Source organism: Neoroseomonas oryzicola (assembly GCF_012163135.1).
In the GTDB taxonomy this organism is placed as follows: Bacteria; Pseudomonadota; Alphaproteobacteria; order Acetobacterales; family Acetobacteraceae; genus Neoroseomonas; species Neoroseomonas oryzicola.
Map to the genome: position 1 here is coordinate 598,687 of NZ_JAAVUP010000002.1, position 26,071 is coordinate 624,757.

A 26,071-nucleotide genomic window follows, 5' to 3' on the forward strand; every position below is an offset into this window, starting at 1 on the left:
CGGATGAACGGCCCGGACTGGAGCCGCATGATGGCGGCCTACAACACCGAGATGAACCGCCGCCTCTACGCGGCCGCGGACGGGCTGCCGGATGCGGTGCGGCGCGCGGATGGCGGCGCCTTCTGGTCCTCGGTGCACGGGACGCTGAGTCACATCCTGTGGGGCGACACCACCTGGATGAGCCGCTTCGATGATTGGCCGAAGCCGCCTGTCCCCCAGAAGGACAGCCCCCGGATGATCGAGGATTGGGGCGCCCTGCGATCCGCCCGCGCCGCCGCCGATGCCCGCATCGAGGACTGGGCCGGGCGGCTGACCGCCGAGCGCCTCGCCGCGCCGCTCACCTGGTTCTCCGGCGCTTCGGGGAAGGAGATGTCGCTGCCGCTCTGGGTGGCCGTGACGCATTTCTTCAACCACCAGACGCATCACCGCGGCCAGGCGCATGCGCTGATCACCCGGGCGGGGGCGTCGACCGGGGACACCGACCTGCCCTGGGTCGTCGACCTCGCCGCGCTGGGGATCGCGCCGTGACCGAGGACGCCACCGAACGCCACGCGCCGGATTCCGACCGGACGATGCTGCGCCGCCTCGCCCCCGCGACGGCCGAGGAGAACCCGGTCGTCCACCTCATCGAGGTCGAGCCCGCCGAAGGCGTGGCGGCGCAGCGCATCCGCCTCGGCCCCGCGCCGCTGCTGATCGGCCGCACGGGCCAGAACGGGCTGGTGCTGCCCTCGCCCGACGTCTCGCGCAGCCATTGCGTCCTGGTGCTCGAGGACGATGCGGTGATCGTGACCGACCTCGGCTCGACCAACGGGACGCTGGTCGATGGGCGGGTGACCGGCGGGCCGACGCGGCTCATGCCAGGCAGCCGCCTGCGGCTCGGCCCCTTCACCCTGGTCTATCGCAGCGGGCGCAGCTCGGACCTCGCGCGCGAGGAGGAGGTGGAGCGCGACCTCGCGCGTGCCGGCCGCTACGTCGCCGCCCTGTTGCCGCCGCCGATCGCCGAGGGCCGCATCCTCGCCGACTGGCGGTTCGTGCCCTCCGCGCGCATCGGCGGGGACGGCTTCGGCTATGGCTGGCTGGACGAGGACCGCTTCGCGGTCTGGCTGCTCGATGTCGCGGGGCATGGTGCGGGCTCGGCGCTGCTCGCCGCCTCGGCGATGAACACGCTGCGCGAGCACGGCCTGCCGGGCGTGGACTTCGCCGATCCGGTCGCGGTGATGGAGGCGGTGAACGCCCGCTTCCAGATGGACCGCCATGGCGGGCTGTTCTTCTCGCTCTGGTATGGCGTCTGCGACCTGGCGGCTTCGCGGCTCGCCTTCGGCTGCGCCGGGCAGCACCCCGCCTACCTGATCCTGCCGGGGGGCGAGGCGCCGGCGCCGCTGCACGTCAAGGCGCCGGCCATCGGCATCACGCCGGACTGGCCCTTCCGCCGTGGCGAGGCCGAGCTGGCCCCCGGTGCGCGGCTGCACCTGTTCAGCGACGGGGCCTTCGAACTCACCGCGCCGGACGGGCGGGAACTGGGCCTGTCGGATTTCCTGCCGCACCTACAGGCCCCGGAGGCGGCGGAACTGCCGGAGCCGGAGCGCCTGCTGCGCACGGTCCGTGACCTGGCTCGCCCCGGCCCGCTTGACGACGACGTATCGATTCTGACACTCGACTTCGCGTGAGCGGCGTCCACCGGCGCCGGACCGAGGCTGCCGCAGGCGACGGCCGGCCCAATGGAGGATGACGGATGGATATGGTCGTGACCGAGGATGGCGCCGCGGCGCTGCGCATCGCCCTCACCGGGCGCCTCGACGCCGCGGGCGCCGAGAAGATCGAGACCGAGTTCGCCAACCGGATCACCAAGGCGGGCCGCAGCGTGATCGTCGACATGTCGGGCGTGTCCTTCGTCGGCTCCCTCGGCATCCGGCTGCTCATCTCCAATTCCCGCGGCGCCCAGCGCGCGGGCCATCGCGTCGTGCTGATGGGCGTGCAGCCGGCGGTCGCGGAGGTCTTCTCGACCGTCGCGCTGGACGAGCTCATCCCGACGGTGGCCGACGAAGCCGCGGCGCTCGCGCTGCTGGCCAAATGACCTCCGGCGCCGGCGATGGACGCACGCTCAGCCTGACGCTGCGCGGGTCGCCGGCGGAGGAAGTCTCGCGGGCCCAGTCGGCCGTGTCGGAATTCCTCGGCCGCCATGGCGAGGGGCCGGCGGCGATTTCGCGGGCGGAACTGCTGCTCGAGGAAGTGGCGCTCAACGTGCTGCGCCACGGCTTCGATGCGCCGGACACGCCCGAGGTCTCGATCCGCCTGGCGCGCGAGCCGGCGGGCTGGGCCTTCGACTTCGAGGATCGCGGCCGCCCCTTCGACCCGACGACCGCGCCCCTGCCGCCGCCCGCACCTTCATTGGCCGAGGCGAAGGTGGGCGGCTTCGGCCTCCCGCTGATCCGCCGCATCGCGCAGTCGCTGCGCTACGAGCGGACCGAGGACGGGCGGAACCTGTTCCGCCTCGTCCTGCCGCCGTCGGACCCACTCAGGTCCTGAGGAAGCCGTCCAGGCGGGCGAGCACGACCTCGGGCGCTTCCTCGGCCAGGTAGTGGCCCGAGGGGACGTCGCCGATCTCGAGCGGCCCGGCCGCGTAGTCCTTCCAGATCGCCGGCGCGTCGTACCATTTCGGGATGCTGCCCTTGGCCCCCCACAGCGCGAGCAGCGGGCAGCGCACCTTCTCCCCGGCGGCGCGGGAGGCGCGGTCGTGCTCGAGGTCGATCGTGGTCGCGGCTCGGTAGTCCTCGCAGATCGCCTCGATGGTGCCGGGCGCGCGCAGCGCGGCGAGGTAGTCGGCCCGCGCCTCGGGGTGGAAGAAGTCGGCGGGCTTGGGTTCGCGCGAGGTGTGGAAGTCGAACCAGGGCTCGATGTCGGCGCGGATCATGTTCTCCGGCCCCGGATGCCGCTGGGCGAGGAAGAACCAGTGCCAATAGCCCATGGCGAAGGCCATGTCGGTGCGGTCGAAATGCGCGAGGGTCGGGATGATGTCCATGGTGCAGAGCCGCTCGACCGCGTCCGCGTGGTCGAGCGCCATGCGGTGCGCGACGCGCGCGCCGCGATCGTGGGACACCACCTGGAAGCGGTCGTGGCCGAAGGATCTCATCAGCGCGACCATGTCCGCGGCCATCGACCGCTTGGCATAGGCCGCGTGGTCGGTGCTGACCGGGGGCTTGGCCGAGAAGCCATAGCCGGTGATGTCGGGGCAATACACGGCAAAGCGCCGCGCCAGCACGGGCGCGACCCTGTGCCACATCGCATGGGTCTGCGGATTGCCGTGCAGCAGCAGCAGCGGCGGGCCTTCCCCGCCGCGGCGCAGGCGGAAGCGCTTGCCGTTCGCCTCGTGGAATTCGAGCGTGAAGCCGTCGAAGAACATGGGACCGGATCCTCCGGCCCCGAACATCGCATGGCGATGCGGATCCGTCAGGCCGGGACCAGGCCGTGGCGCAGCATGACTGCCTTCATCTGCGCGACATCGGGCGGGCCGGGGCGGCTGACGAGCTCGGCCATCTCCTCGAAGTATCGGCGGCCGATGGTGCCGGGCGCGATGACGATCATCGCGCGCGCCGTGCCTTCGTGCAGGTTGGCGTGGTGGTGGACCTTGCCGCGCGGGACGAAGACGACTTCGCCCTTGCGGACCTCGTGCGCCACGCCATCCAGCGTCGTCGTCATGGTGCCCTCGAGGCCATAGACGATCTCGTCGCAGGCCTCGTGGAAATGCGGCACCGGGACGCGCGCCTTCTCGGGCACCACGAACTCGAACATCACCACGTCGCCGGCGCCGTCCGTCTCGTCGACATGGAAGCGGAGCTCGAGGGCGCCGATGCGGACGATGCGAGGTTGAGGTTCCATGGCGGGCCTCCGGTGCGTAAAGTGTCTTTACGAATTGGAACGTAAAAAGTCTTTACGATCATGTCAACGACGAATGCGCCCCTGATCCCCGATGGCCCGCCCTATGTCGGCGCCCTGCTGCGGATGTGCCTCCAGCGCGTGCGCGCGCGGATGCAGGCAGCCGCGCGGGAAGCCGGCTTCACCGACCTGCAGGACGCGCATTGGGCGATGATCACCTATCCGGTCGCGCCGGGCGTGCGGCCGTCGGAGCTCGCGCGGCGGGCCGGCATCTCGCGCCAGGCGGCGAACCACCTGATCGCGCAGCTCGAATCCCTCGGCTATTTCGAGCGGCGCAGCCCCGACGGCACCGGACGGCGCCTCGTCTTCGTCACGCCGCGGGGCGAGGCCCTCGCCGCGACGATCCACGCCTGCCTGCGCGAGGTCCATGCGGAATGGGCGCGGGAGGTCGGGGCGGAGCGGTTCGCCAACCTGCTCGACGCGCTGCGCATCCTGTCGCGGCCCGAGCAGGCCGGCGGCCCGGCCCGTTGACCGGCCTGCCCTGACGGGCCAGCGTGCCGCCCTCACCAATTCCCCGAGGGAGGGACGCAAGATGTCCGACGATGCCGCCCTGTTCGACAAGGGCCTGCCGATCCGCCGCGCCGTGCTGGGTGCGGAATACGTCGATGCCTCGATGGCGAAGGCCGACGACTTCATGATGGCCTTCCAGCGCGCGACGACCGCCTGGGCCTGGGGCTGGGCCTGGGGCGACCCGACGCTGGACCGCAAGACGCGCTCGCTGCTGAACCTCGCGATGCTGACCGCGCTGGGGAAGATCCCGGAGGTGAAGCTGCACGTGAAGGGCGCGCTCAACAACGGCATCACGGTCGACGAGATCAAGGCGACGCTGCTGCACGCCACCGCCTATTGCGGTATCCCCGCCGGCCTCGACGCCTTCAAGGCGGCGCATGAGGTTCTGGTGGCCGAAGGCGCGCTGCCGGGGAAGAAGTGATGGCCGCGCCGATCAAGCGCGTCGCCTTCCTCGGCATCGGGAACATGGGTTGGCCGATGGCGGCCAACCTGGTGAAGGCGGGCTTCGAGGTCACGGTCGCCGACGTGGTGCCTGGCCGCGCGGACGCCTTCGCCGCCGAGACCGGCGGCAAGGCCGCGGCGAGCCCCGCCGAGGCCGCGAAGGGTGCCGACTGCGTCATCACCATCGTGCCGACGTCCAAGCAGGTGGCCGAGGCGGTGGACGCGCTGCTCCCGGCCCTGGCCAAGGGCACGCTCGTCATCGACATGACCTCGGGCCAGCCGGGCCGCACGCGGGAGATCGCGTGCATGCTCGCCGGGCACGGCGTCGCGATGATCGACTGCCCGGTCTCGGGCGGCGTGCCGCGCGCCAAGACCGGGCAGCTCGCCATCATGGCGGGCGGCGATGAGGCCGACCTCGACCGTGCCGATCCGGTGCTGAGGGCGATGGGCACCTCCATCCACCGCTGCGGGCCGATCGGCGCGGGGCAGGCGATGAAGGCCCTGAACAACCTGGTCTCCGCCGGCGGCTACCTGATCGGCATCGAGGCGCTGCTGATCGGACAGCGCTTCGGCCTCGACCCGGCGAAGATGGTCGACGTGCTGAACGCCAGCACGGGGATGAACAACTCGACCCAGAAGAAGTTCAAGGAATACGTGCTGTCGCGGCGCTTCGACGCGGGCTTCGGGCTCGACCTGATGGTCAAGGACCTGTCGATCGCGCTGGAAGTGGGCCGCGAGACGACGACGCCCACGCCCTTCGCGGCGCTGTGCCGCGAGATGTGGGCCTCGGCCGCCGCGCTGCTCGGGCCCGGTGCGGATCACACCGCCGTCGCCAAGCTGTCCGAGCAGATGTCCGGCACGGTGCTTGGGGGGAACGTCGAGAAATGACCTGGGAAGCCTACGCCATCCGCTACGGGCGGCACGATCGCACGGCGCAGACCAACCACCTGCTGCCGCTGGCCGACCCGCATGAGGCGATGCCGCTCGACTACTTCGTGTGGCTGCTGCGCGGGCCAGGCGGCCGGGAGATCGTGGTCGACACCGGCTTCGACGCCGAATTGGCCACGAAGCGCGGGCGCAAGCTGTCGCGCTCGGTCGCCGACTGCCTGACGGCCATGGGCACCGACCCGGCCAAGGTGCAGGACGTGATCATCACGCACCTGCACTACGACCATGCCGGCAGCCTCGGCATCTTCCCCAAGGCGCGCTTCCATCTCCAGGAACGCGAGATGCACTTCGCCGTCGGCCGGCACATGTGCGTCCACGCGATCCGCATGCCCTTCGAGGCCGACCACGTCGTCTCCATGGTCCGCGCCGTCTATGCCGACCGCGTGGAATTCCACGACGGCGATGCCGAGGTCGCCCCGGGTGTGACGGTCCACCGCGTCGGCGGCCATTCGGACGGGCTGCAGATGGTCCGCGTCGAGACGGCGCGCGGGCCGGTAGTGCTCGCCTCGGACGCGATGCACTTCTACGCCAATGCGTTGAGCGGGAATCCCTTCCCGATCATCTTCGACCTCGGCGCCATGGCGGCGGGGTGGCGCACGGCGAAGAAACTGGCGGGCGGGGACGACAGCCGCGTCATCCCCGGCCACGACCCCAAGGTGCGGGACAAGTTCCCGGCGGTGGACGGGCCGGACCGCGAGGTCGTCGCCCTGCACCTCCCGCCGATCGGTTGATGGGGTGCGCACGAAGGCTTTGCCTTCGTGCCCCTCAGACGTCGGGCGCCGCGCATCCGCGCGGCTTGGCTTCGCGGCACTCGCCGCGGGCCGCCTTCGCGGCCTCGGCCCTGCGGGCCGCAGGTTCGGGCTTCAGTGGCAGGGCTTCAGAAGAAGACGGTCGACCCGGCCACGAGCCCGGTGGCGCACAGCATCAGCGACAGGCCCGGCCAGGTCCGCATCGGGCCCCGCATCGCGACCAGCGCATTGACGCCGAGCGAGGCCATCACCGCGGCCAGCGGCTGCGACCAGTGCAATTCCCGGAAGCCCCAGATGATCAGGGCGATCCACATGACCAGCGCCGCGCGCGCCACCCAGCGCCAGGTCATGTCCGCCCCGGCCGAGGCGGGGCGCATCTCCGGCGCCTCGCAGCGGCTGTGAATGAAGCTGCCGGCGGAAAGCAGCATCATCGAGAGGAAATAGACGGACATGGCGCTCACTTGCGTCAGCGCCGGGTTCGGCGCAAGACCCGCCGGCCCGTCGCCCGACCGCCCGTGAACACTTCCCCCGCACCCCCCGCCGTCCTGCAGGTCCTGCCGAGCCTCGTCTCGGGCGGGGTGGAGCGCGGCACGCTCGAGATCGCGGAGGCGCTGGTCGCCGCCGGCTTCCGGGCCTTCGTCGCCTCGGCCGGCGGCCAGATGGTCGCCCCGCTCGAGGCACTGGGCGCGCGGCACGTGACGCTGCCCCTGGATACGAAGTCGCCGGCCGGAATCTGGCGCAATGCCGGCGCGCTCGCCGAACTGGTGCGGGCCGAGGGGATCGGCATCCTGCATGCCCGGTCCCGCGCCCCGGCCTGGTCGGCGCTGATCGCCGCGCGGCGCACCGGCGCGCGCTTCGTCACCACCTACCACGGCACCTACAACGAGGGCTTCCCGGGCAAGCGGCTCTACAACTCCGTCATGGCGCGCGGCGACCGCGTCATCGCCATCAGCGAGTTCATCGCCGGCATCGTGCGGGACCGCCACCACGTCCCGGCCGACCGGCTGCGGGTGATCCTGCGCGGCATCGACGAACGCCTGTTCGATCCCTCCCGCGTCGCGGCGGACCGCGTCGCCGCCCTGCGCGCCGCCTGGGCCGTGCCGCAGGACCGGCCGGTCGTCATGCTTCCCGGGCGCATCACGCGCTGGAAGGGACAGGGCGTGCTGGTCGAGGCCATGGCGCGCCTGCCCGGGGATGCCGTCGCGCTGCTGGTCGGCGATTTCGGCGCCAAGGCCGCCTTTCGCGAGGAACTCGAGGCGCGCATCGCCGCGCTTGACCTGCGCGATCGCGTGCGCCTGGTCGGCCACGGCGCCGACATGCCGGCGGCGCTGCTGCTGGCCGATGTGATGGTGCATGCGTCGACGGATGCAGAGGCATTCGGCCGCACGGTGATCGAGGCGCAGGCCATGGAGCGCGTGGTGGTTGCGAGCGACCTCGGCGGCCCGCGCGAGACGGTGGAGGACGGCGTCACCGGCTTCCGCGTCCCGCCCGGCGATCCGGCGGCGCTCGCCGCGGCGCTCACCCGCGTGCTGGCGATGCCGGCAGACGAGCGCGCCGCCATGGGCGCGCGGGCGCGGGCGGCCGTGCTCGCCCGCTGCACCACGGCGCGCATGGCCGCGGCGACGCTCGCGGTCTACCGGGAACTCCTGTGATGCGGATCCTGGTCATCAAGCTCGGGGCGCTCGGGGATTTCGCGCAGGCCTTCGGCCCCTTCGCGGCGATCCGTGCGCATCATCCCGGTGCGCGCATCACCCTGCTGACGACCAGGCCCTATGCGCCGCTCGCGCGCATGGCCCCCTGGTTCGACGAGGTGTGGGAGGACGGGCGGCCGTCCTGGACCGACATCCCGGCCGTGCTGCGCCTGACGCGCCGGCTGCGCGCGGCGCGCTTCGACCGCGTCTATGATTTGCAGACCTCGGCGCGGTCCTCCCGCTACCGGCTGATGGTCGGCACCCGGGCGGAGTGGTCCGGGATCGCGCGCGGCGCCTCCCATCCCCACGCGAACCGCAACCGGGACTTCATCCACACGGTGGAGCGCCAGCGGGACCAGTTGGAGATGGCCGGCATCAGGGACTTCCCGGAACCGGACCTGTCCTGGCTCGATGCCGACATCGCCCGCTTCGGCCTGCCCGAGCGCTTCGCGCTGGTGGTGCCGGGGGCCTCGCCGGGCCGGCCAGCCAAGCGCTGGCCGGCGGAACGCTTCGGCGCGCTGGCGGACGGCTTCGGCATCCCGGCTGTGGTGATCGGCGGGCCGGTCGAGGCGCCGCTGGCGGCGACCATCCTCGCGGCCGCGCCCTCGGCGGTGGACCTGACGGGCAAGACCGGCTTCGCCGACATCGCGGCCCTCGCGCGCCGCGCGGCGTTCTGTGTTGGCAACGATACCGGGCCCACCCATCTGATCGCGGCTTGCGGCTGCCCGACCCTCGCCTTGTTCGGGGAGGACAGCGACCCCGCGCTCTGCGCCCCCCGTGGCCCGCGGGCCACCTTCCTGCGCCATGTGCCCCTCGCGGGCCTGGAAACGGCCCAGGTGGCGGCGGAACTGGCCCGCCTGACTTGACCCGGAAGGGCGCGGTGCCCATGGTCCGCGCCCGTTTTTCACCCAAGGAGATGCCTTCCCGATGCCCGCGATCACCCTGCCCGATGGTTCCGTCCGGTCCTTCGATGGGCCGGTGACGGGCACGCAGGTCGCGGCCGCCATCGGGCCGGGCCTAGCCAAGGCCGCGCTCGCCATGCAGGTGGACGGCGCGACCCAGGACCTGGCGCGGACCATCGAGTCCGACGCGGCGGTGCGCTTCATCACCCGCAAGGACCCCGAGGCGCTCGAGCTGATCCGCCACGACGCCGCCCATGTGCTGGCGGAAGCCGTGCAGGAGCTGTTCCCCGGCACCCAGGTCACGATCGGCCCGGCGATCGAGAACGGCTTCTATTACGACTTCGCCCGCAACGAGCCCTTCACCCCGGAGGATTTCGGGGCGATCGAGGCGAAGATGCGCCAGATCGTCGCGCGCAATGCCGGCTTCGAGCGCATCGTCACCACCCGGCACGAGGCCATCGCGCTCTTCTCGGAGAAGGGCGAGCGCTACAAGGTCGAACTGATCGAGGCGCTGCCCCAGGGCGAGACCATCACCCTGTACAAGCAGGGCGACTGGATCGATCTCTGCCGCGGCCCGCACATGCGCGGCACCGGCGATGTCGGCACCGCCTTCAAGCTGATGAAGGTGGCCGGCGCCTATTGGCGCGGCGACCACCGCAACGCGATGCTCTCGCGCATCTACGGCACCGCCTGGCGCGACCAGAAGGAGCTCGACGCCTACCTCCATCAGATCGAGGAGGCGGAGAAGCGCGACCATCGCAGGATCGGCAAGGAGATGGGCCTGTTCCATCTCCAGGAAGAGGCCGTCGGCAGCGTCTTCTGGCACCCCAAGGGCTGGCGGCTCTATCGCACCGTCGAGGCCTATATGCGCCGCCGCCTCGATGCCGCCGACTACCAGGAGGTGAAGACCCCGCAGCTGGTGGACCGGAAGCTCTGGGAGGCCTCGGGCCACTGGGAGAAGTTCCGCGAGAACATGTTCATCGCGACGGTGGAGGACGAGGGCGAGAAGGACCGCGTCCTCGCGCTGAAGCCGATGAACTGCCCCTGCCACGTGCAGATCTTCAACCAGGGCCTGCGGTCCTACCGCGAACTGCCGCTGCGCATGGCCGAGTTCGGCGCCTGCCACCGCTACGAGCCGTCCGGCGCGTTGCACGGCATCATGCGCGTGCGGGCCTTCACCCAGGACGACGCGCACATCTTCTGCTCGGAAGACCAGATCGCCGACGAGACCGTGCGCTTCGTCGAGTTGCTGTCGTCCATCTATCGCGACCTGGGCTTCGCCGAATTCCGCGTGAAGTTCTCCGACCGCCCGGCCAAGCGCGCCGGGTCGGACGAGGTCTGGGACCAGGCCGAGGGCGCGCTGCGCGAGGCCTGCCGGATCGCCGGCGTGGAATACACGCTGAACCCGGGGGAGGGTGCCTTCTATGGCCCGAAGCTGGAATTCGTCCTGCGCGACGCGATCGGCCGCGACTGGCAGTGCGGCACCCTGCAGGTCGACTTCGTCCTGCCGGAGCGGCTGGACGCCGAGTACGTGGCCGAGGACGGCACCCGCAAGCGCCCGGTCATGCTGCACCGCGCCATCCTGGGGTCCTTCGAGCGCTTCCTCGGCATCCTGATCGAGCAGCATGCCGGCCGCTTCCCGCTCTGGCTCGCCCCGGTGCAGGTGGTGGTGACCACCATCGTCTCGGATGCCGACGACTACGCGCGGCAGGTGGCGGCCGCCTTGCAGAAGGCCGGCGTCGCCGTTTCGCTCGACCTGCGGAACGAGAAGATCAACCGCAAGATCGTCGACCATATCGACCAGCGCGTGCCGGTCCTGGCCGTCGTCGGCCGGCGCGAGGCCGAGGAAGGCAATGTCGTGCTGCGCCGCCTGCCGGGCCGCGAGCAGGAGACCCTGCCGCTCGCCGAGGCGGTGGCCCGCCTTGCGGCCGAGGCCACGCCCCCCGATCTGACGGTTGCAGCGGCGTGACCGCCGATCCATAAACGCCCCAAATCTGTCCGTCACTTCCACAGGAGACGACCATAGCCCGAGCCCCCATGCCCGCCGCCCAGGCCCCGACCCGCGACGGCCCGCGCATCAACGACGATATCCGCGTCCCGCAGGTGCGCCTGATCGACCAGCACGGCGAGATGCAGGGCGTGATGACCGCCCGCGAGGCGCTGATCCGCGCCTATGACGTCGGCCTGGACCTGGTCGAGATCTCGCCCAACGCGGTGCCGCCTGTCTGCAAGATCCTCGACTACGGCAAGTACAAGTACGAGCAGCAGAAGAAGGCGAACGAGGCGCGGAAGAAGCAGAAGGTCGTCGAGATCAAGGAAATCAAGGTCCGTCCGAACATCGACGACCACGACTACGATGTGAAGATGCGCCAGATGAAGACCTTCATCTCGGAAGGCGACAAGGTGAAGGTGACCCTTCGCTTCCGTGGCCGCGAGATGGCGCACCAGGATCTGGGCGTGAAGGTGCTGGACCGGATCCGGACGGAACTGGCCGAGACGACGAAGGTCGAGCAGTTCCCGCGGCTCGAGAACCGCCAGATGATCATGGTGCTGGCGCCGAAGTAGCAGAGTGGGGAGGGCGGTCCTCCCCCTTCAGCGGCGCGGCTTCCGGGCCGCGTTCAGCGCCACCGCGGCGCGGATCAGGGCCGTGAAGGCGGTTTCGTCGATCGCCTCTCCCTCGCGAATGTCGATGGCGCGACGGGTATTGCCCTCCAGGCTGGCGTTGAACACGCCGGCCGGGTCGTCGAGCGCCGCGCCCTTGGCGAAGGTCAGCTTCACGACGGCCTTGTAGGTCTCGCCGGTGCAGATGATGCCGGCGTGTTCCCAGACCGGCACGCCGCGCCATTTCCATGTCTCGGTCACCTCGGGGTCCGCCGCGTGGATCAGGGCGCGGATGTGGGCGAGGGTCTCGCCGCGCCAGTCGGCGAGGTCCTTGATCCGCTGGTCGATCTGCCGGGAGGCAGTGTCATCGCGGGGGCCATTGGCCAAGGTCGGTTCATCCTTCCGCAATGGCGGCGGTTGCCCCCGGCCATATGGGCGTGCGGTGCGCTCGTGTCTTCCCGGTCCCGGGCCGGCCGGGCTGCCTGCCTCTTCCGGATGCCAAATCATGGTTCCCAAAGGCCCTTCGGCCTTTGGCGGGGTGGTCCGGAGGGGCGGCGCCCCTCCGGTTCCGCTTGACCCCGCCCTGTCCCGGCCCTAAACGCCGCTCTCCCCGGTTCGCCCCGAACCGCCGGTCCGGCCCCCTATGGGCTGGGCTCCGCCGCTCCGCGAAGGCTCGCGCAGCGGCGCAAAGCCTTTTGGGGCGGCCGCAACGCGTGTGAAGGACTGAGCGGACCGCCCGATGTTCGAGGCATTGTCCAGCAAGCTGAACGGGGTCTTCGACCGGCTGCGCCGCCGCGGCGCGCTGTCGGAGGCCGACGTCACGGAAGCGCTGCGCGAGGTCCGCGTGGCGCTGCTGGAAGCCGACGTCGCGCTGCCGGTGGTCCGCGACCTGGTCAACAAGGTCCGCGAGCGCGCCGTCGGGCAGGAAGTCCTGCGCTCCGTCTCGCCCGCGCAGCAGGTCATCAAGGTCGTCAACGACGCGCTGGTCGAAGCGCTGGGCGGCGGCGCGTCCGATGACGGCAAGCGCGGCATCGACCTGAACGCGCCGTCGCCGGTGCCGATCCTGATGGTCGGCCTGCAGGGCTCGGGCAAGACCACGACCTCGGGCAAGATCGCGCTGCGCCTGCGCACGCGCGAGAAGAAGAAGGTGCTGCTCGCCTCGCTCGACGTGCATCGCCCGGCGGCGCAGCTGCAGCTGCAGACGCTGGCGCAGCAGGCCGAGGTCACCTCGCTCCCGATCGTGCCGGGCCAGACACCGATCCAGATCGCCGCGCGCGCGATGGATGTGGCGCGGCGCGAGCTCTACGACGTGGTGGTGCTCGACACCGCCGGCCGCCTCGCGATCGACGAGGCGCTGATGGAGGAGGTGGCGCAGGTCAAGCTCGCCACCAACCCGCACGAGACGCTGCTCGTCGTGGACGCCATGACCGGCCAGGACGCGGTGAACACCGCCAAGGCCTTCCACGAGAAGGTGGGTGTGACCGGCATCGTCATGACGCGCATCGACGGCGATGCGCGTGGCGGTGCGGCCCTGTCCATGCGCGCCGTCACGGGCGCGCCGATCAAGCTGCTGGGCGCGGGCGAGAAGCTCGATGCGCTCGAGGATTTCCATCCGGACCGCATCGCGTCCCGCATCCTCGGCATGGGCGACATCGTCTCGCTCGTCGAGAAGGCGGCGGCGACGATCGACCAGGAAGAGGCCGAGAAGCTCGCGGCCCGGATGCAGAAGGGCCAGTTCACGCTGGAGGACTACGCGTCCCAGCTGAAGCAGATCGGCAAGATGGGCAGCCTGCAGGGCATCCTCGGGATGCTGCCGGGCGTGGGCAAGATCAAGCAGCAGCTCAACGACGCCAATCTCGACACCTCGATCCTGAAGCGCCAGGCGGCGATCATCAGTTCCATGACGCCGCGCGAGCGCCGCGCGCCGGACCTGATCAAGGCGTCGCGCAAGAAGCGCATCGCCGCCGGCTCGGGCACTTCGGTTCAGGAAGTGAACAAGCTGCTCAAGCAGTTCGACGACATGTCCGTGATGATGAAGCGGATGAACAAGCTCGGCCAGAAGGGGCTGATGCGTGGCGGGCTCGCCGCGCTCCTCCCCGGGGCCGGAAACCGACGACCCTTCTGAAGACCTGACGAAAGGAAGCCTCTATGGGCCTCAAGATCCGCCTTGCCCGCGCCGGTGCGAAGAAGCGCCCCTACTACCACATCGTGGTGGCCGACAGCCGTTCGCCGCGCGATGGCCGCTTCATCGAGGCCGTGGGCTCCTACAACCCGATGCTGCCGGCCGAGCACGCCGAGCGCGTCCGCCTGAAGGACGAGCGCATCACCCACTGGCTCGGCCAGGGTGCGGTGGCGACCGATCGCGTCGCGAAGTTCCTGGGCAAGGCCGGCCTCGCGCCGATGCCGGCCTTCCGCGAGCAGCCGAAGCAGGCCGCGCCGAAGAAGAAGGCGCAGGAGCGCGCCGCGGCCGCCGCGGCGGGCTGACGCGTTCCGCGAACCGGGTGACGTGACGTGGCGGTGAAGCGCGTGATGGTGGGGGAGATCGGCAGGCCGCATGGCGTGCGCGGTCTCGTGCGCCTGCGCGCCTTCACCGAGGACCCGGCCGCCATCGCCGCCTATTCCCCGCTGACCGATGCCTCCGGCACGCGGCGCTTCGCGATCACGCTCAAGGGCGGCGACATCGCCGCCATCGAGGGCGTGGCCGACCGCGACGCGGCGCAGCGCCTGACCGGGACGAAGCTCTTTGTCGAGCGCGACCGGCTGCCGGCGACGGAGGAGGAGGAATTCTACCTGACCGACCTGATCGGCCTCGCGGCCGTGACGGAGGGCGGGGAGAGGCTTGGCACGGTGCGCGCGGTGGAAGACCACGGCGCCGGCCCCTTCCTGATCGTGGACGGCGCGGGGCGCGAGCACCTGCTGCCCTTCACGAAGGCCGTGGTGCCGGTGGTCGATGTCGCCGGCGGTCGCGTCACCGTGGTGCCGCCGGGGGAGATCATCGTCCGTCCCGAGGCCGGGGAGGAGCACGCGGCATGACCTGGCGCACCTCCATCCTCACGCTTTTCCCGGAGATGTTCCCGGGGCCGCTCGGCCTGTCGCTCGCCGGCCGCGCGCTGCGCGACGGCAAGTGGTCGCTGGAGGCGCACGACATCCGCGCCGCCGCCACCGACCGCCACCGCACGGTGGACGACACGCCGGCCGGCGGCGGGGCGGGGATGGTGATGCGCCCGGACGTGCTGGACGCCGCCATCGCGGGCGTCATGCCCGCGGGCGACGCCCGGCCGCTGATCTACCTGACCCCGCGCGGGCGGCTGCTGGACCAGGCGATGGTCCGCTCGCTCGCCGAGGGGCCTGGCTGCGTCCTGCTCTGCGGCCGCTACGAAGGCATCGACCAGCGCGTCATCGAGGCGCGCGGCATGGTCGAGGTCTCGATCGGCGACTACGTGCTGAGCGGGGGCGAGACGGCGGCCCTCGTGCTGCTTGACGCCTGCGTCCGGCTGCTGCCGGGCGTCATGGGCGCGGCGGACAGCGCGGCGGAGGAAAGCCACGGCGCCGAGGGGCTGCTGGAATACCCCCACTACACCCGCCCCGCCGAATGGCAGGGGCGGACCATCCCGGACGTGCTGCTCTCCGGCCACCATGCGGAGATCGCCCGCTGGCGGCGGGCGGAGAGCGAGCGGATCACCAAGGAGCGCCGGCCCGACCTGTGGGCACGGCACGAAGCGAAACAACGCGGGGCAGGGGGCATGGACGGCCACCCCGCCGCCGCCTAAACGGACTTAGGAAAGGACCACGAAGATGAACCTTCTGGAGCAGTTCGAGGCCGAGCAGCTGTCTCGCCTCACCGCCGCCCGCGCCACGCCGGACTTCGCCCCGGGCGATACCGTCCGCGTCATGGTGAAGGTGCAGGAAGGCGAGCGCGTCCGCACTCAGGCCTACGAAGGCGTGGTGATCGCGCGTTCCAACAAGGGCCTGCAGAGCAACTTCACGGTGCGCAAGCTCTCCTACGGCGAGGGCGTGGAGCGCGTGTTCCCGCTCTATTCCCCGAACGTGGCCGAGATCCAGGTGGTCCGCCGCGGCAAGGTGCGCCGCGCGAAGCTGTACTACCTGCGTGGCCGCACCGGTAAGTCGGCGCGCATCGCCGAGAAGCTGGGCAACAAGGCCGACGCGGCGCCCAAGGCCGCCGCCGCCGCCGCGGAAGCCTGACGACCTCAAGGGGCGCCGCGATGCGCGCGGCGTCCTGGACTGCACTTTCGGGAGAAAACGATGTCAGCGCAGAAGCCGCGCACTTTGTTCGACAAGATCTGGGACGCCCATGTGGTGGACACGCTCCCGGACGGCACGGCACTGCTCTACATCGACCTTCACCTTACCCATGAAGTGACGACGCCGCAGGCCTTCGACGGCCTGCGGGCGGCTGGCCGCAAGATCCGTCGCCCCGAGGCGACGCTCGGCGTGATCGACCACAACATCGCGACCGACGAATCCCGCTACACGGGCATCGTCGACCCCGAGAGCGCGCTGCAGGTCGCCACCCTCGAGAAGAACGCCGCCGAGTTCGGCATGCCGCTGATCCCGCTGCTCGATGAGCGGCAGGGCATCGTGCACGTGATCGGGCCGGAGCTCGGCCGCTCGCTGCCGGGCATGACGATCGTCTGCGGGGACAGCCACACCTCGACGCATGGCGCGATGGGCGCGCTCGCCTTCGGCATCGGCACTTCGGAGGTCGAGCACGTGCTCGCCACCCAGACGCTGCTGCAGAAGCCGGCGAAGAACATGCGCATCAGCGTGGACGGCAACCTCGCCTTCGGCTGCTCGGGCAAGGACATCGTGCTGGCCATCATCGGGCGGATCGGCACGGCGGGTGGCACCGGCCACGTCATCGAGTATGCCGGCGACGCGATCCGCGCGCTCGACATGGCGGGCCGCATGACGGTCTGCAACATGTCGATCGAGGGCGGCGCCCGCGCTGGCATGGTGGCCCCGGACCAGACCACCTACGACTACATCGCGAAGACGCCGAACGGCCCGAAGGGCGATGCGCTGAAGCGCGCGATGGAATGGTGGAAGACGCTGCCCTCCGACGCCGGGGCGCATTTCGACACCGAGCTCCGCCTCAACGCGCATGAGATCGCTCCGCAGGTCACCTGGGGCACCAACCCCGAGGCGGTGCTGCCGATCACCGGCGTGGTGCCGAACCCGGCCGAGGTCGCCGACGAGGCGAAGCGCGCGCAGATGGAGCGCATGGTCCAGTACATGGGCCTCACGCCCGGCCAGCGACTGCAGGACCTCAAGGTCGATGTCGTCTTCATCGGCTCCTGCACCAATTCGCGCATCGAGGACATCCGCGCCGCCGCGGCCATCGCCCGCGGCCGCAGGGTCGCCGATGGCGTGCGCGCCATGGTCGTGCCGGGCTCGGGCCTGGTGAAGAAGCAGGCGGAACAGGAAGGCCTCGATCGGATCCTGAAGGAAGCGGGCTTCGAGTGGCGCGAGGCGGGGTGCTCCATGTGCCTCGGCATGAACCCGGACAAGCTGACGCCGGGCCAGCGTTCGGCCAGCACGTCCAACCGCAACTTCGAAGGGCGGCAGGGCCCGGGCGGGCGCACGCACCTGCTCTCCCCGGCGATGGCCGCGGCCGCCGCGGTGGCCGGGCACCTCGCCGATGTGCGCGACTATCAGCCGAAGGAGACCGTGTGACATGCAGGCCTTCACGACGCTGACCGGCATCGCCGCCCCGCTGCCCAAGGCGAATGTCGACACCGACCAGATCATCCCGGCGCGCTTCCTCAAGTCGATCTCGCGCCTCGGCTTCGGGAAGAACCTCTTTGCCAACTTCCGTTACAAGGAAGACGGCTCGGAGAACCCCGACTTCGTCCTGAACCAGGAGCCGTACCGCAAGGCCGAGATCCTCATCGCCTTCGAGAATTTCGGCTGCGGCTCCTCGCGCGAGCATGCCCCCTGGGCGCTGCTCGACTTCGGCATCCGCTGCGTCATCGCGCCGGACTTCGCCGACATCTTCCACAACAACTGCTTCAAGAACGGCGTCCTGCCGGTGCGGCTTCCGAAGGAGGTCTGCGCGCAGCTGATGGAAGACGCGAAGCTGGGGGCGAATGCCCGCGTCACCGTCGACCTCGAGCGCGAGGTGGTGGTGCGCCCGAACGGGGAGGAGATCCCGTTCAAGATCGACCCGCTGCGCCGCCACCTGCTGCTCAATGGCCTCGACGACATCGGCCAGACCATGCAGCACGCGCCCGCCATCGACAGCTTCGAGGCGAAGCAGAAGGCCGCGCAACCCTGGCTCTACGCCTGACCTGATTCACACCCGGGTGGTGCCCTCCCGGGGCGCCTCCCGAGACTTCCAGGAGACGCCCCGAGACATGCCCTCCAACAAGAAGCTCCTCATCCTGCCCGGCGACGGAATCGGCCCCGAGGTGATGCGCGAAGTCCGCCGCGTCATCGACTGGATGGACCGCCGCCGCATGGTTTCCTTCGACATCGACGAAGGCATCGTCGGCGGCGCCTCGATCGACGCGCTGGGCACGCCCTGCTCGGACGAGACGGTGGCCAAGGCCAAGGCGGCGGATGCCGTGCTGTTCGGCTCGGTCGGCGGGCCGAAGTGGGACAGCCTGCCCTTCGAGCAGCGCCCCGAGCTCGGCATCCTGCGCCTGCGCAAGGATCTCGGCCTGTTCGCCAACCTGCGCCCGGCGCTGGTGATGGATCCGCTGGTCGAGGCCTCCTCGCTGAAGCCTGAGATCGTGCGCGGCGTCGACATCATGGTCGTGCGCGAATCGACGGGCGGCGTCTATTTCGGCGAGCCGCGCGGCGTCGAGACGCTGCCCGACGGCAAGCGCCGCGGCTTCGACACCGACGTCTACCACGAGGACGAAATCGCCCGCGTCGCGCGCGTCGCCTTCGACCTGGCGCGCAAGCGCCGCAACAAGGTGACCTCGGTCGAGAAGGCGAACGTCATGCAGTCCGGCCGCCTGTGGCGTGCCGTGGTGGGCGAGGTCCACAAGGCCGAATACCCCGACGTCCAGCTCGAGAACATGTACGCCGACAACTGTGCCATGCAGCTGTGCAGCCGGCCGAAGCAGTTCGACGTCATCCTCGGCAACAACCTGTTCGGTGACGTGCTGTCGGACCTGGCGGCGGCGCTGACGGGCTCGCTCGGCATGCTGCCCTCGGCGACGCTCGGCGCGGTCGACCCGACCACCGGCAAGCGCCATGCGCTCTATGAGCCGATCCACGGCTCGGCGCCCGACATCGCTGGCAAGGGTGTGGCGAATCCGCTCGCGCAGGTTCTCTCCTTCGCGATGCTGCTGCGCTGGTCCTTCGGCATGGAGGAGGATGCGCTGCTGCTCGAGACCGCGGTGGGCAAGGTCCTGGCCGGCGGGCTGCGCACGGCGGACATCATGCAGCCCGGCATGGCGCGCGTCGGGACCTCCGTGATGGGCGAGGCCGTGGTGCGCGAACTCGACAAGCTTTCGGCGTGACGTGATTTCAGGCGGCGGAGGGGTTGCGCCCCACCGCCGCCTCCGCTATTTCCGCCGCCTCGCCGCGGTGGCGGCAAGGGCGCCCGTAGCTCAGCTGGATAGAGCACCAGACTACGAATCTGGGGGTCAGAGGTTCGAATCCTTTCGGGCGCGCCATTCCTCCCATCACCGCCGCGCGGGCTGCGCCCGTAGCTCAACTGGACAGAGCACCAGACTACGGATCTGGGGGTTGGGAGTTCGAATCTTCCCGGGCGCGCCAGACCGCCGTCATGACGTCGGACATCGCCCAACTCGACGAAGCTGCCTGTCGCTAGGCGCGATTCCTCGAAGAACGGTTTCTCCCCATCCTTCGGCTGCGTGCGCGGATCAGCCTTGGCGTTTCGTGCTTCCTCGGGCATTCGGCCCAGGACAGGTCCCACCGCCTCTCCCTCACGCGCTTGGCCGCCGCCGCGAAATCCCGTGGCGCAGGTGCCCCGCAGCGCGGCTTGCGCGCCATCCGCCTGGAAACGGGGTGCGGGCTGCGCCGAGGACGCGATCGACGACATGCGCGGTTCGTCTGGCTTGGTGGATTGCCGTCACCTGGGGCGAACAGCGCCACAATGTCGCAAGCTTCGCAGCCGGCAGCGGGATCAGGCAGCCGTCGGCACAGGACAAGCGCATCCCGCCGGCGCTGCCGCGACTCGATGGGATGCGAGAAGCCATGGTGCCCCGCCGCCGCCTGGCTCGGCTGTCGGGGCTCGCGCGGCGGTGGTCTGGACCTTCGCGCGCCTCGGCCGGGGAGCGTTCCTGCCCTGTCGCCAGGCCCGGCCGGATTTCGATATTAAGCATGCACGCATGAGTTGTAAAATACCATCGTCGAAAAACTTTGGCGGGAATTCTGGTCCCGGAATGAAAGACCTCACGCCCGCCATGCGGCCAGGGAGACCTCCCGCAAGGGCGCCCCGCCGTCGATGAAGAGCCGCCCGCCGGGCGCCAGCGCCGCGGCGATGCGCGGCAGGGCACGGCGGCCGGCCTCCGGATGGCGGCCGTCCAGCGCGCCGACGCGGACAGCCAGGGCAAGGTCGTAGGGCGCCTCCCCGGGCGCGAGGGTGAAGTCCTCTACCGCCGCTTCGCGCAGCGACAGCAACCCGGCCGCGATCTCCACCGCGCAGGCGGACTGCGCCTGGGCGATCGCGCGCGGCGACCGATCGATGGCGAGCACATGCCCATCCCCGATACGCCGCGCGATGGCCCGCGCGGCGGCCCCCGGGCCGCAGCCGATCTCGATCACACGAATTCCCCGCCGCAGCGGCAGCGCCGCGACAATCGTCGCGAGTCGCGGTGACAGGTCGGAAGTCACGTCACACTCCCCCGCACAGTCGACGGGGCATCAGCCTACAGATCATCACGCGGCGTTACAGGGGTGTAATTCGGCGTGATCGATCCCATGTCCGGAGAATGACTTCCCTCGGTGTTCCCGAGATCGAGGCCGGCTGGGCGCTCTTCCTCGATCTTGACGGCACCCTTCTCGACATCGCGCCCAGGCCCGACGCCGTGGTGGTGCCGGCCGGACTGACAGGGGCCCTTGCCGGCGCCGCCGCCAGGCTCGGCGGGGCGCTCGCCGTGGTCAGCGGCCGGGCGCGGGCGACCGTGGATGCGCTCCTTGCCCCCCTGACGCTGCCAGGCGGCTTCGGCCATGGGGCGGAACTGCGCGACGCGGCAGGGCGGCTTGGGGAACCCGGCGCGGTGCCGGCGCCGCCGCCGCATTGGGCCAGGGCGCTCGAGGCCTTCGCCGCGACGCGGCCCGGCCTGCTGCTGGAATGCAAGCCGCATGGCCTCGCGCTGCATTACCGCGCCGCGCCGGACCACGCCGCTGCGGCGCGCGCGGCGATGGCGGCCCTGGCCGCCGAGGCCGCGCGCGACTTCGAACTCCTGCCCGCGCACATGGCCTTCGAGATCCGCCCCCGCGTCGCGACCAAGGCGCGCGCCGTCGCCGCGCTGATGGCGGCCCCCCCCTTTCGCGGCCGCCGCCCGGTCTTCGTCGGCGACGACGTCACCGACGAGGACGGCATGGCCGAGGCCCGCCGCCGCGGCGGCTTCGGCCTGCATGTCGGGCGCGACTTCGCCGGCGACCCGGCCGAGGTCCGGGCCTGGCTCGCCCGTGCTGCGGATGCACGCATGACGGAGGCGCCCCTTGCCCAATCTTGATTACGCCGTGATCGGCAATTGCGCCGTCGCCGCGCTGGTCTCGGCCACCGCGCGGCAGGAGTGGTTCTGCTTCCCGCGCCTCGATGGCGAGCCGGTGTTCAATGCCTTGCTCGGCGGCGCCGACCCCGCGCGCGGCTTCATGGACGTGCTGCTGCGCGGCCAGGCGCAGGCGTCCCAGCGCTACCGTCGCAACACCGCGGTGGTCGAGACGCTGCTGACCGACGAGGCCGGCGCGGCGCTGCGCGTCATCGACCTCGCGCCGCGCTTCCGCCGCTTCGGCCGCATCTATCGCCCGCCGATGATCGTCCGCAGGATCGAGCCCGTCTCGGGCCGGCCGCGGATCCGACTGCGCATCCGGCCCTCCTTCGACCATGGCGCCGATCCGGGGCGGACCAGCATCGGCAGCAACCACATCCGCTATGTCGGCGCCGAGACGGTGCTGCGACTGACGACCGATGCGCCGATCTCCTACGTCACCGAGGAAGCGGAATTCGGCCTCGACCGGCCCGTCAGCCTGATCCTCGGTGCCGACGAGAGCCTGCCCGAGGCGCCGGACACCGTCGCCCGCATGACGCTCGCGGAGACCGAGGCCTATTGGCTCGACTGGGTGCGCGGGCTGAACCTGCCCTTCGACTGGCAGGATGCGGTGATCCGCGCCGCGGTCACGCTGAAGCTCTGTTCCTACGAGGATACCGGCGGCATCGTCGCGGCGCTGACCACCTCCATCCCCGAGGCGCCGGGCAGCGGCCGCTGCTGGGACTATCGCTTCTCCTGGCTGCGCGATTCCTTTTTCACCGTCGGCGCACTCAACCGGCTGAACGCGACCCGCACCATGGAAGGCTTCATGCGCTTCATCATGGATGCGGTGCCCGACGGTTCGGCCGGGCCGATCCCGCCGCTGTTCCCGATCGCGCCCGGCACCCGGGTCGAGGAACGCATCGCCGCCGCCCTGCCGGGCTTCCGCGGCGACGGGCCGGTGCGCATCGGCAATGCCGCGGTCAGCCAGGTGCAGAACGACGGCTACGGCGCCATCGTCATGACCGCCGCGCAGATGTTCCACGACCAGCGCCTGTCGCGCGTGGGCGACATCGCGCTCTACCGGCAACTCGCGATCCTGGGCGACCAGGCGGAGCGCGCCGCCTTCGCCCCCGATGCGGGGCTGTGGGAGTATCGCGGCCGCGCCCTGCCGCATACCCATTCGGCGGCGATGTGCTGGGCGGCGCTCGACCGCCTCGGCGCCATCGCGGAGCATCTCGGCCTCGCCGCCGAGGCGCGCGACTGGGACCGCCGCGCGGGGGATCTGCGCGCGCGCATCCTCGCCGCCGCAACGGTGCCCGGCGAGGGCTGGCTGTCGGGCGCGCTGGACGGCACGCCGATCGCCGATGCCTCGACCTTCCTGCTGCCGGAATTCGGCCTGATCCGCGCGACCGACCCGCTCTTCCTGCGCACCGTCGCGGAACTGGAGAAGCGCCTGGTCCGCGGCGGCATCGTGCTGCGCTACGACCATGAGGACGATTTCGGCACGCCCGAGGTCGGCTTCCTGGTCTGCACCTTCTGGTACATCGACACCCTCGCCCGCATCGGCCGGAAGGAGGAGGCGCGCGCGCTGTTCGAACGCGCCCTGTCCTGGCGCAACCATGTCGGCCTGCTGTCGGAGGACGTGCACCCGGCGACCGGCGCGCTGTGGGGCAATTTCCCGCAGACCTACTCGCAGGTGGGGCTGATCCTGTCGGCCATGCGCCTGTCCCGGACATGGGAGGAAGGCCTGTGGCGCGCCTCGTGATCGTCTCGAACCGCGTGCCGCCGCCGCGCGCGCGGGGGGCGGCGAGCGCGGGCGGCCTCGCGGTCGCGCTGCAGTCCTTCGTCGCCCCCGGCACGCTGTGGTTCGGCTGGTCCGGCCGCGTGACCGAAAGGACCTCCTCGAAGCCGCGCATGGCGGAAGGGCAGGGCGTGACCTACGCCACCGTCGACCTCGGCGCTGAGGACTACGACCGCTTCTATGTCGGCTTCGCCAATTCCTCGCTGTGGCCGCTGCTGCATTTCCGCCTCGGGCTGATGCGCTACCGGCGGGAGGATTTCGAGGGCTACCTCGCGGTCAATGCCGCCTTCGCCGAGGTGCTGCTGCCGATGCTGCGCGAGGACGACATGATCTGGGTGCACGACTACCACTTGATCCCGCTCGCGGCGGCGCTGCGGGCGCGCGGCTTCACGGGGCGGATCGGCTTCTTCCTGCACATCCCCTTCGTGCCGCCCTCGGTGCTCGAGGCACTGCCCCCGGCGCGGGAACTGCTGCAGGCCCTGTGCGCCTATGACGTGGTGGGGTTCCAGACCCAGACGCATCTCGCCGACTTCCTCGACTGCGCGCATCGCTTCAGCGGCTTCGCGGTGGATGGCGACGAGGTGGTGACCGACGGCCGCCGCGTGCGCGCCATCGCCGACCCGATCGGCATCGACGCCGCGGGGTTTTCGCGCATCGCCGCGCGGTCGACCGGCACCGCCTACATCCAGCGCATGAAGGACAGCCTCGCGGGCCGCGCACTCGCGATCAGCGCCGAGCGGCTCGACTATTCCAAGGGCCTGCCCAACCGCTTCGAGGGCTTCGCCCGGTTGCTCGACCGCTTTCCGCAGCAGCAGCGCCGCGTCTCCCTGCTGCAGATCGCCGCGCGATCGCGCGAGGATGTCGAGGAATACCAGGCACTGCGGCGCGAGCTCGACCGGCTGGCGGGCGACATCAACGGCCGCTTCTCCCAGTTCGACTGGGTGCCGCTGCGCTACATGACGCAGACGGTCGAACGCACCAAGCTCGCCGGCCTGTTCCGCATCGCGCGCATCGGACTGGTGACGCCGCTGCGCGACGGGATGAACCTGGTGGCGAAGGAATTCGTCGCGGCCCAGGACCCGGCCGATCCAGGCGTGCTGATCCTCTCGCGCTTCGCCGGCGCGGCGGAGGAATTCGACCAGGCCGTCCTCGTCAATCCCTACGATCCCGACGAGATTGCCGAGGCGATGCAGGCCGCGCTCGAGATGCCTCTCGAGGAACGCCAGGCGCGCCACGCGGCGCTGCGGCGCGCAGTGTTCGACGTGACCGCCGCGCGCTACTGCAACGTCTTCGTGGACGCGCTGGCGGCCTGAGGGCGGCGTTCAGCGCCCGCGCAGCGCCTCCGGCGTCACCTTGCCGAGTTCGGTCAGCAGCAGCGGCCAGCCGCGCAGCCCTTCCTCGAGCGAGGACAGCCGGAAGAACTCGTTGGGCGCGTGCACGTCCTCATCCGGCATGGCGTAGCCGAACATCAGCGTGTCGAGGCCGAGCGTCTCCTGGAAGATCGCGGTGATCGGCAGGGTGCCGCCGATGCGCGCGCGGACGGGGGCACGGCCGGTGGTCGTCTCGATCACGCGCTCGGCCGCGACCAGCAGCGGATGGCCTTCGCGCAGGGTGAAGGCGGGCGAGCCGGCATCCTGGTCGAGGAATTCCAGCGTCACCCCCGCGGGCGCCTTGGCCAGCAGGTGGTCGCGCAGCACCTTCTGCACCCGCGCGGGGTCCTGCCCGGGCCCGAGGCGCATGGTGAACTTCGCATGGGCCTCGCAGGGCAGCACCGTCTTGCTCCCGGCGCCGGTGTAGCCGCCCCACATCCCGTTCACCTCGATGGTCGGCATCAGCGTGATGCGTTCCCGCAGGCCAAGCGCGGGGTCGCCATAGGGCACGGCGCCGATGTCGCCGTAGAACTCGGCCGCCTTCATCGCGAGCGCGGCGGCATCCGCGCGTTCCCGCAGGCCGATCGGCGCCAGGTCGTCGAAGAATCCCGGCACATTGATGCGGCCCGCCTCGTCGTGCAGCCCGGCGATCAGCTTCGCCAGTTCATGGTTCGCGTTGCGCACCGCCCCGCCGTAGCGGCCGGAATGCATGTCCTTCGACGCCGTGCGCAGGGTGACTTCCAGCTTGGTCAGCCCGCGCGACCCGACATTGACCGTGGGCAGGGTCGTGCTCGCCCGCCCGCCATCGGCGGACAGCACGGCATCGGCCACCAGCGCGTCCCGGTTCCGCTCGATGAGCGTGAGCAGGGAGGGGCTGCCGATCTCCTCCTCGCCTTCGAGGAAGAAGCGGATGTTCACCGGGCACCCGCCGGCCGCGATGAAGGCCGCGACCGTCTCGACCGCGATCAGCGTCGATCCCTTCACGTCCGAGGCGCCGCGGGCATAGAGCCGCCCGTCGCGGATGGTCGGCTCGAAGGGCGGGCTGGTCCACAGGTTCAGCGGATCGGGCGGCTGCACGTCGTAATGGCCGTAGACGATCAGCGTCGGCTTGCCGGGCGCGCCCATCCAGGCGCCGGTCACCGCCGGCTGGCCGCCGCCGTCCAGCAGCCGGACGTCGGTCAGCCCCGCTTCCTTCAGGCGGGCCAGCAGGAACTCCCGCGTCGCCTTCATCCCCTCGGCATAGGCCGGGTCCGTGCTGACGCTGGGCAGGCGCAGCAGCGCCTTCAGCCGCTCCAGGATCTCGTCCTTGCGCGCCACCAGCGCCTCGGCCACCGCTTCGCTCATGCTGCATCCCTCGACTGCGCCGGGCCAGCCTAGACCGGGCGGGCGGAGGGTTGCAGAGTGCCGGCCGACAAATCCGAGGGAACCGG

29 protein-coding genes and 2 tRNA genes are annotated in these 26,071 nt (G+C 70.8%); 25 read left to right on the plus strand and 6 right to left on the minus strand.

The genetic code is table 11. The features are described 5' to 3' along the window. Positions 1 to 3 precede the first annotated feature (3 nt). The 4 genes from GWK15_RS09415 (at position 4) to GWK15_RS09430 (ending at position 2,526) form a co-directional block, all read left to right on the plus strand. Positions 4 to 528, plus strand: a complete 525-nt coding sequence (locus tag GWK15_RS09415; protein WP_168041024.1) for a DinB family protein — start codon at positions 4 to 6, stop codon at positions 526 to 528. Further along, positions 525 to 1,667 carry a SpoIIE family protein phosphatase gene (locus GWK15_RS09420; protein WP_168041025.1) on the plus strand — a complete coding sequence of 381 codons (1,143 nt, stop codon included), beginning with the start codon at positions 525 to 527 and terminating at the stop codon, positions 1,665 to 1,667. Before GWK15_RS09415 ends, GWK15_RS09420 begins: the two co-directional genes overlap by 4 nt. A gap of 65 nt (positions 1,668 to 1,732) precedes the next feature. Then, positions 1,733 to 2,074, plus strand: a complete 342-nt coding sequence (locus GWK15_RS09425) for an STAS domain-containing protein (RefSeq protein WP_168041026.1) — start codon at positions 1,733 to 1,735, stop codon at positions 2,072 to 2,074. Further along, positions 2,071 to 2,526: an ATP-binding protein gene (locus GWK15_RS09430; RefSeq protein WP_168041027.1), complete on the plus strand. Its 456-nt coding sequence runs from the start codon at positions 2,071 to 2,073 to the stop codon at positions 2,524 to 2,526. Before GWK15_RS09425 ends, GWK15_RS09430 begins: the two co-directional genes overlap by 4 nt. Here the strand turns inward: GWK15_RS09430 and GWK15_RS09435 are convergent. Further along, entirely contained in the window at positions 2,516 to 3,400 is an 885-nt protein-coding gene (locus GWK15_RS09435) for an alpha/beta fold hydrolase (RefSeq protein ID WP_168041028.1), read from the minus strand. The two genes, GWK15_RS09430 and GWK15_RS09435, sit on opposite strands and share 11 nt — an antisense overlap. A 47-nt stretch (positions 3,401 to 3,447) precedes the next feature. Next, positions 3,448 to 3,876: a cupin domain-containing protein gene (locus GWK15_RS09440; RefSeq protein ID WP_168041029.1), complete on the minus strand. Its 429-nt coding sequence runs from the start codon at positions 3,874 to 3,876 to the stop codon at positions 3,448 to 3,450. 60 nt (positions 3,877 to 3,936) lie between these two features. Between GWK15_RS09440 and GWK15_RS09445 the strand changes: the two genes are divergently transcribed. From GWK15_RS09445 to GWK15_RS09460, 4 genes are all read left to right on the plus strand, one after another. Further along, positions 3,937 to 4,404 carry a MarR family winged helix-turn-helix transcriptional regulator gene (locus GWK15_RS09445; RefSeq protein WP_168041030.1) on the plus strand — a complete coding sequence of 156 codons (468 nt, stop codon included), beginning with the start codon at positions 3,937 to 3,939 and terminating at the stop codon, positions 4,402 to 4,404. 61 nt (positions 4,405 to 4,465) lie between these two features. Then, positions 4,466 to 4,864: a carboxymuconolactone decarboxylase family protein gene (locus GWK15_RS09450; RefSeq protein WP_168041031.1), complete on the plus strand. Its 399-nt coding sequence runs from the start codon at positions 4,466 to 4,468 to the stop codon at positions 4,862 to 4,864. Next, positions 4,864 to 5,772: an NAD(P)-dependent oxidoreductase gene (locus GWK15_RS09455; RefSeq protein WP_168041032.1), complete on the plus strand. Its 909-nt coding sequence runs from the start codon at positions 4,864 to 4,866 to the stop codon at positions 5,770 to 5,772. The genes GWK15_RS09450 and GWK15_RS09455 overlap by 1 nt, the downstream gene beginning before the upstream one ends. Continuing rightward, complete coding sequence (locus GWK15_RS09460) at positions 5,769 to 6,563, plus strand: N-acyl homoserine lactonase family protein (RefSeq protein ID WP_168041033.1); 795 nt, start codon at positions 5,769 to 5,771, stop codon at positions 6,561 to 6,563. The genes GWK15_RS09455 and GWK15_RS09460 overlap by 4 nt, the downstream gene beginning before the upstream one ends. 146 nt (positions 6,564 to 6,709) lie before the next feature. Here GWK15_RS09460 and GWK15_RS25860 read toward each other — a convergent pair whose 3' ends face one another. Beyond that, positions 6,710 to 7,033, minus strand: a complete 324-nt coding sequence (locus tag GWK15_RS25860) for a multidrug DMT transporter permease (RefSeq protein WP_245211512.1) — start codon at positions 7,031 to 7,033, stop codon at positions 6,710 to 6,712. Positions 7,034 to 7,096: 63 nt separating this feature from the next. Here GWK15_RS25860 and GWK15_RS09465 point away from each other — a divergent pair, with 63 nt between their 5' ends. The 4 genes from GWK15_RS09465 (at position 7,097) to infC (ending at position 11,739) form a co-directional block, all read left to right on the plus strand. Continuing rightward, positions 7,097 to 8,233 carry a glycosyltransferase family 4 protein gene (locus GWK15_RS09465; RefSeq protein ID WP_338147221.1) on the plus strand — a complete coding sequence of 379 codons (1,137 nt, stop codon included), beginning with the start codon at positions 7,097 to 7,099 and terminating at the stop codon, positions 8,231 to 8,233. Further along, positions 8,233 to 9,138, plus strand: coding sequence for a glycosyltransferase family 9 protein (locus tag GWK15_RS09470; protein ID WP_209442104.1), 906 nt, complete (start codon positions 8,233 to 8,235; stop codon positions 9,136 to 9,138). The genes GWK15_RS09465 and GWK15_RS09470 overlap by 1 nt, the downstream gene beginning before the upstream one ends. A 61-nt stretch (positions 9,139 to 9,199) precedes the next feature. Continuing rightward, positions 9,200 to 11,143 (plus strand): threonine--tRNA ligase, encoded by a 1,944-nt coding sequence (gene thrS, locus GWK15_RS09475; protein ID WP_168041036.1) that lies wholly within the window; start codon positions 9,200 to 9,202, stop codon positions 11,141 to 11,143. A 68-nt stretch (positions 11,144 to 11,211) separates the two neighbouring features. Next, positions 11,212 to 11,739: a translation initiation factor IF-3 gene (gene infC / locus GWK15_RS09480; protein ID WP_168041037.1), complete on the plus strand. Its 528-nt coding sequence runs from the start codon at positions 11,212 to 11,214 to the stop codon at positions 11,737 to 11,739. Positions 11,740 to 11,766: 27 nt separating this feature from the next. On the opposite strand, the gene GWK15_RS09485 is transcribed toward infC, so the two are convergent. Beyond that, on the minus strand, positions 11,767 to 12,162 hold the full coding sequence (locus tag GWK15_RS09485) for a DUF1801 domain-containing protein (RefSeq protein ID WP_245211513.1): 396 nt from the start codon (positions 12,160 to 12,162) through the stop codon (positions 11,767 to 11,769). Between the two features lie 352 nt (positions 12,163 to 12,514). Between GWK15_RS09485 and ffh the strand changes: the two genes are divergently transcribed. From ffh to GWK15_RS09535, 10 genes are all read left to right on the plus strand, one after another. Then, entirely contained in the window at positions 12,515 to 13,900 is a 1,386-nt protein-coding gene (ffh, locus tag GWK15_RS09490; RefSeq protein ID WP_168041039.1) for a signal recognition particle protein, read from the plus strand. A 23-nt stretch (positions 13,901 to 13,923) separates the two neighbouring features. After that, positions 13,924 to 14,259, plus strand: coding sequence for a 30S ribosomal protein S16 (gene rpsP, locus GWK15_RS09495; RefSeq protein WP_168041040.1), 336 nt, complete (start codon positions 13,924 to 13,926; stop codon positions 14,257 to 14,259). A gap of 45 nt (positions 14,260 to 14,304) precedes the next feature. Further along, positions 14,305 to 14,808 carry a ribosome maturation factor RimM gene (rimM, locus tag GWK15_RS09500; protein ID WP_209442147.1) on the plus strand — a complete coding sequence of 168 codons (504 nt, stop codon included), beginning with the start codon at positions 14,305 to 14,307 and terminating at the stop codon, positions 14,806 to 14,808. Next, a complete protein-coding gene (trmD, locus tag GWK15_RS09505) occupies positions 14,805 to 15,545 on the plus strand; it encodes a tRNA (guanosine(37)-N1)-methyltransferase TrmD (RefSeq protein ID WP_168041042.1) in 741 nt (246 codons plus the stop codon). The genes rimM and trmD overlap by 4 nt, the downstream gene beginning before the upstream one ends. Before the next feature lie 25 nt (positions 15,546 to 15,570). Continuing rightward, on the plus strand, positions 15,571 to 15,978 hold the full coding sequence (gene rplS, locus GWK15_RS09510) for a 50S ribosomal protein L19 (RefSeq protein WP_168041043.1): 408 nt from the start codon (positions 15,571 to 15,573) through the stop codon (positions 15,976 to 15,978). Positions 15,979 to 16,038: 60 nt separating this feature from the next. After that, entirely contained in the window at positions 16,039 to 17,469 is a 1,431-nt protein-coding gene (gene leuC / locus GWK15_RS09515; RefSeq protein WP_168041044.1) for a 3-isopropylmalate dehydratase large subunit, read from the plus strand. A 1-nt stretch (position 17,470) separates the two neighbouring features. Further along, positions 17,471 to 18,082, plus strand: a complete 612-nt coding sequence (gene leuD / locus GWK15_RS09520; protein ID WP_168041045.1) for a 3-isopropylmalate dehydratase small subunit — start codon at positions 17,471 to 17,473, stop codon at positions 18,080 to 18,082. A gap of 67 nt (positions 18,083 to 18,149) precedes the next feature. After that, entirely contained in the window at positions 18,150 to 19,265 is a 1,116-nt protein-coding gene (gene leuB / locus GWK15_RS09525) for a 3-isopropylmalate dehydrogenase (RefSeq protein WP_168041046.1), read from the plus strand. Positions 19,266 to 19,344: 79 nt separating this feature from the next. Next, positions 19,345 to 19,421: transfer RNA gene (locus GWK15_RS09530), tRNA-Arg, on the plus strand. A gap of 26 nt (positions 19,422 to 19,447) precedes the next feature. Beyond that, a tRNA-Arg gene (locus GWK15_RS09535) sits at positions 19,448 to 19,524 on the plus strand. A 639-nt stretch (positions 19,525 to 20,163) separates the two neighbouring features. Here GWK15_RS09535 and GWK15_RS09540 read toward each other — a convergent pair. After that, a complete protein-coding gene (locus tag GWK15_RS09540) occupies positions 20,164 to 20,604 on the minus strand; it encodes a methyltransferase domain-containing protein (RefSeq protein WP_168041047.1) in 441 nt (146 codons plus the stop codon). Between the two features lie 98 nt (positions 20,605 to 20,702). Between GWK15_RS09540 and otsB the strand changes: the two genes are divergently transcribed. Genes otsB through GWK15_RS09555 form a run of 3 tightly spaced genes read left to right on the plus strand, consistent with a single transcriptional unit; the run spans position 20,703 to position 24,584 of the window. After that, entirely contained in the window at positions 20,703 to 21,452 is a 750-nt protein-coding gene (gene otsB, locus GWK15_RS09545; protein WP_168041048.1) for a trehalose-phosphatase, read from the plus strand. Continuing rightward, positions 21,439 to 23,235, plus strand: a complete 1,797-nt coding sequence (locus tag GWK15_RS09550; RefSeq protein ID WP_168041049.1) for a glycoside hydrolase family 15 protein — start codon at positions 21,439 to 21,441, stop codon at positions 23,233 to 23,235. The genes otsB and GWK15_RS09550 overlap by 14 nt, the downstream gene beginning before the upstream one ends. Further along, the gene (locus GWK15_RS09555) at positions 23,220 to 24,584 is read left to right on the plus strand and encodes a trehalose-6-phosphate synthase (RefSeq protein WP_168041050.1); all 1,365 of its coding nucleotides are present in this window, start codon (positions 23,220 to 23,222) and stop codon (positions 24,582 to 24,584) included. The genes GWK15_RS09550 and GWK15_RS09555 overlap by 16 nt, the downstream gene beginning before the upstream one ends. Positions 24,585 to 24,593: 9 nt before the next feature. On the opposite strand, the gene GWK15_RS09560 is transcribed toward GWK15_RS09555, so the two are convergent. Further along, positions 24,594 to 25,985 (minus strand): M20/M25/M40 family metallo-hydrolase, encoded by a 1,392-nt coding sequence (locus tag GWK15_RS09560; protein WP_168041051.1) that lies wholly within the window; start codon positions 25,983 to 25,985, stop codon positions 24,594 to 24,596. Between the last annotated feature and the right edge of the window lie 86 nt (positions 25,986 to 26,071).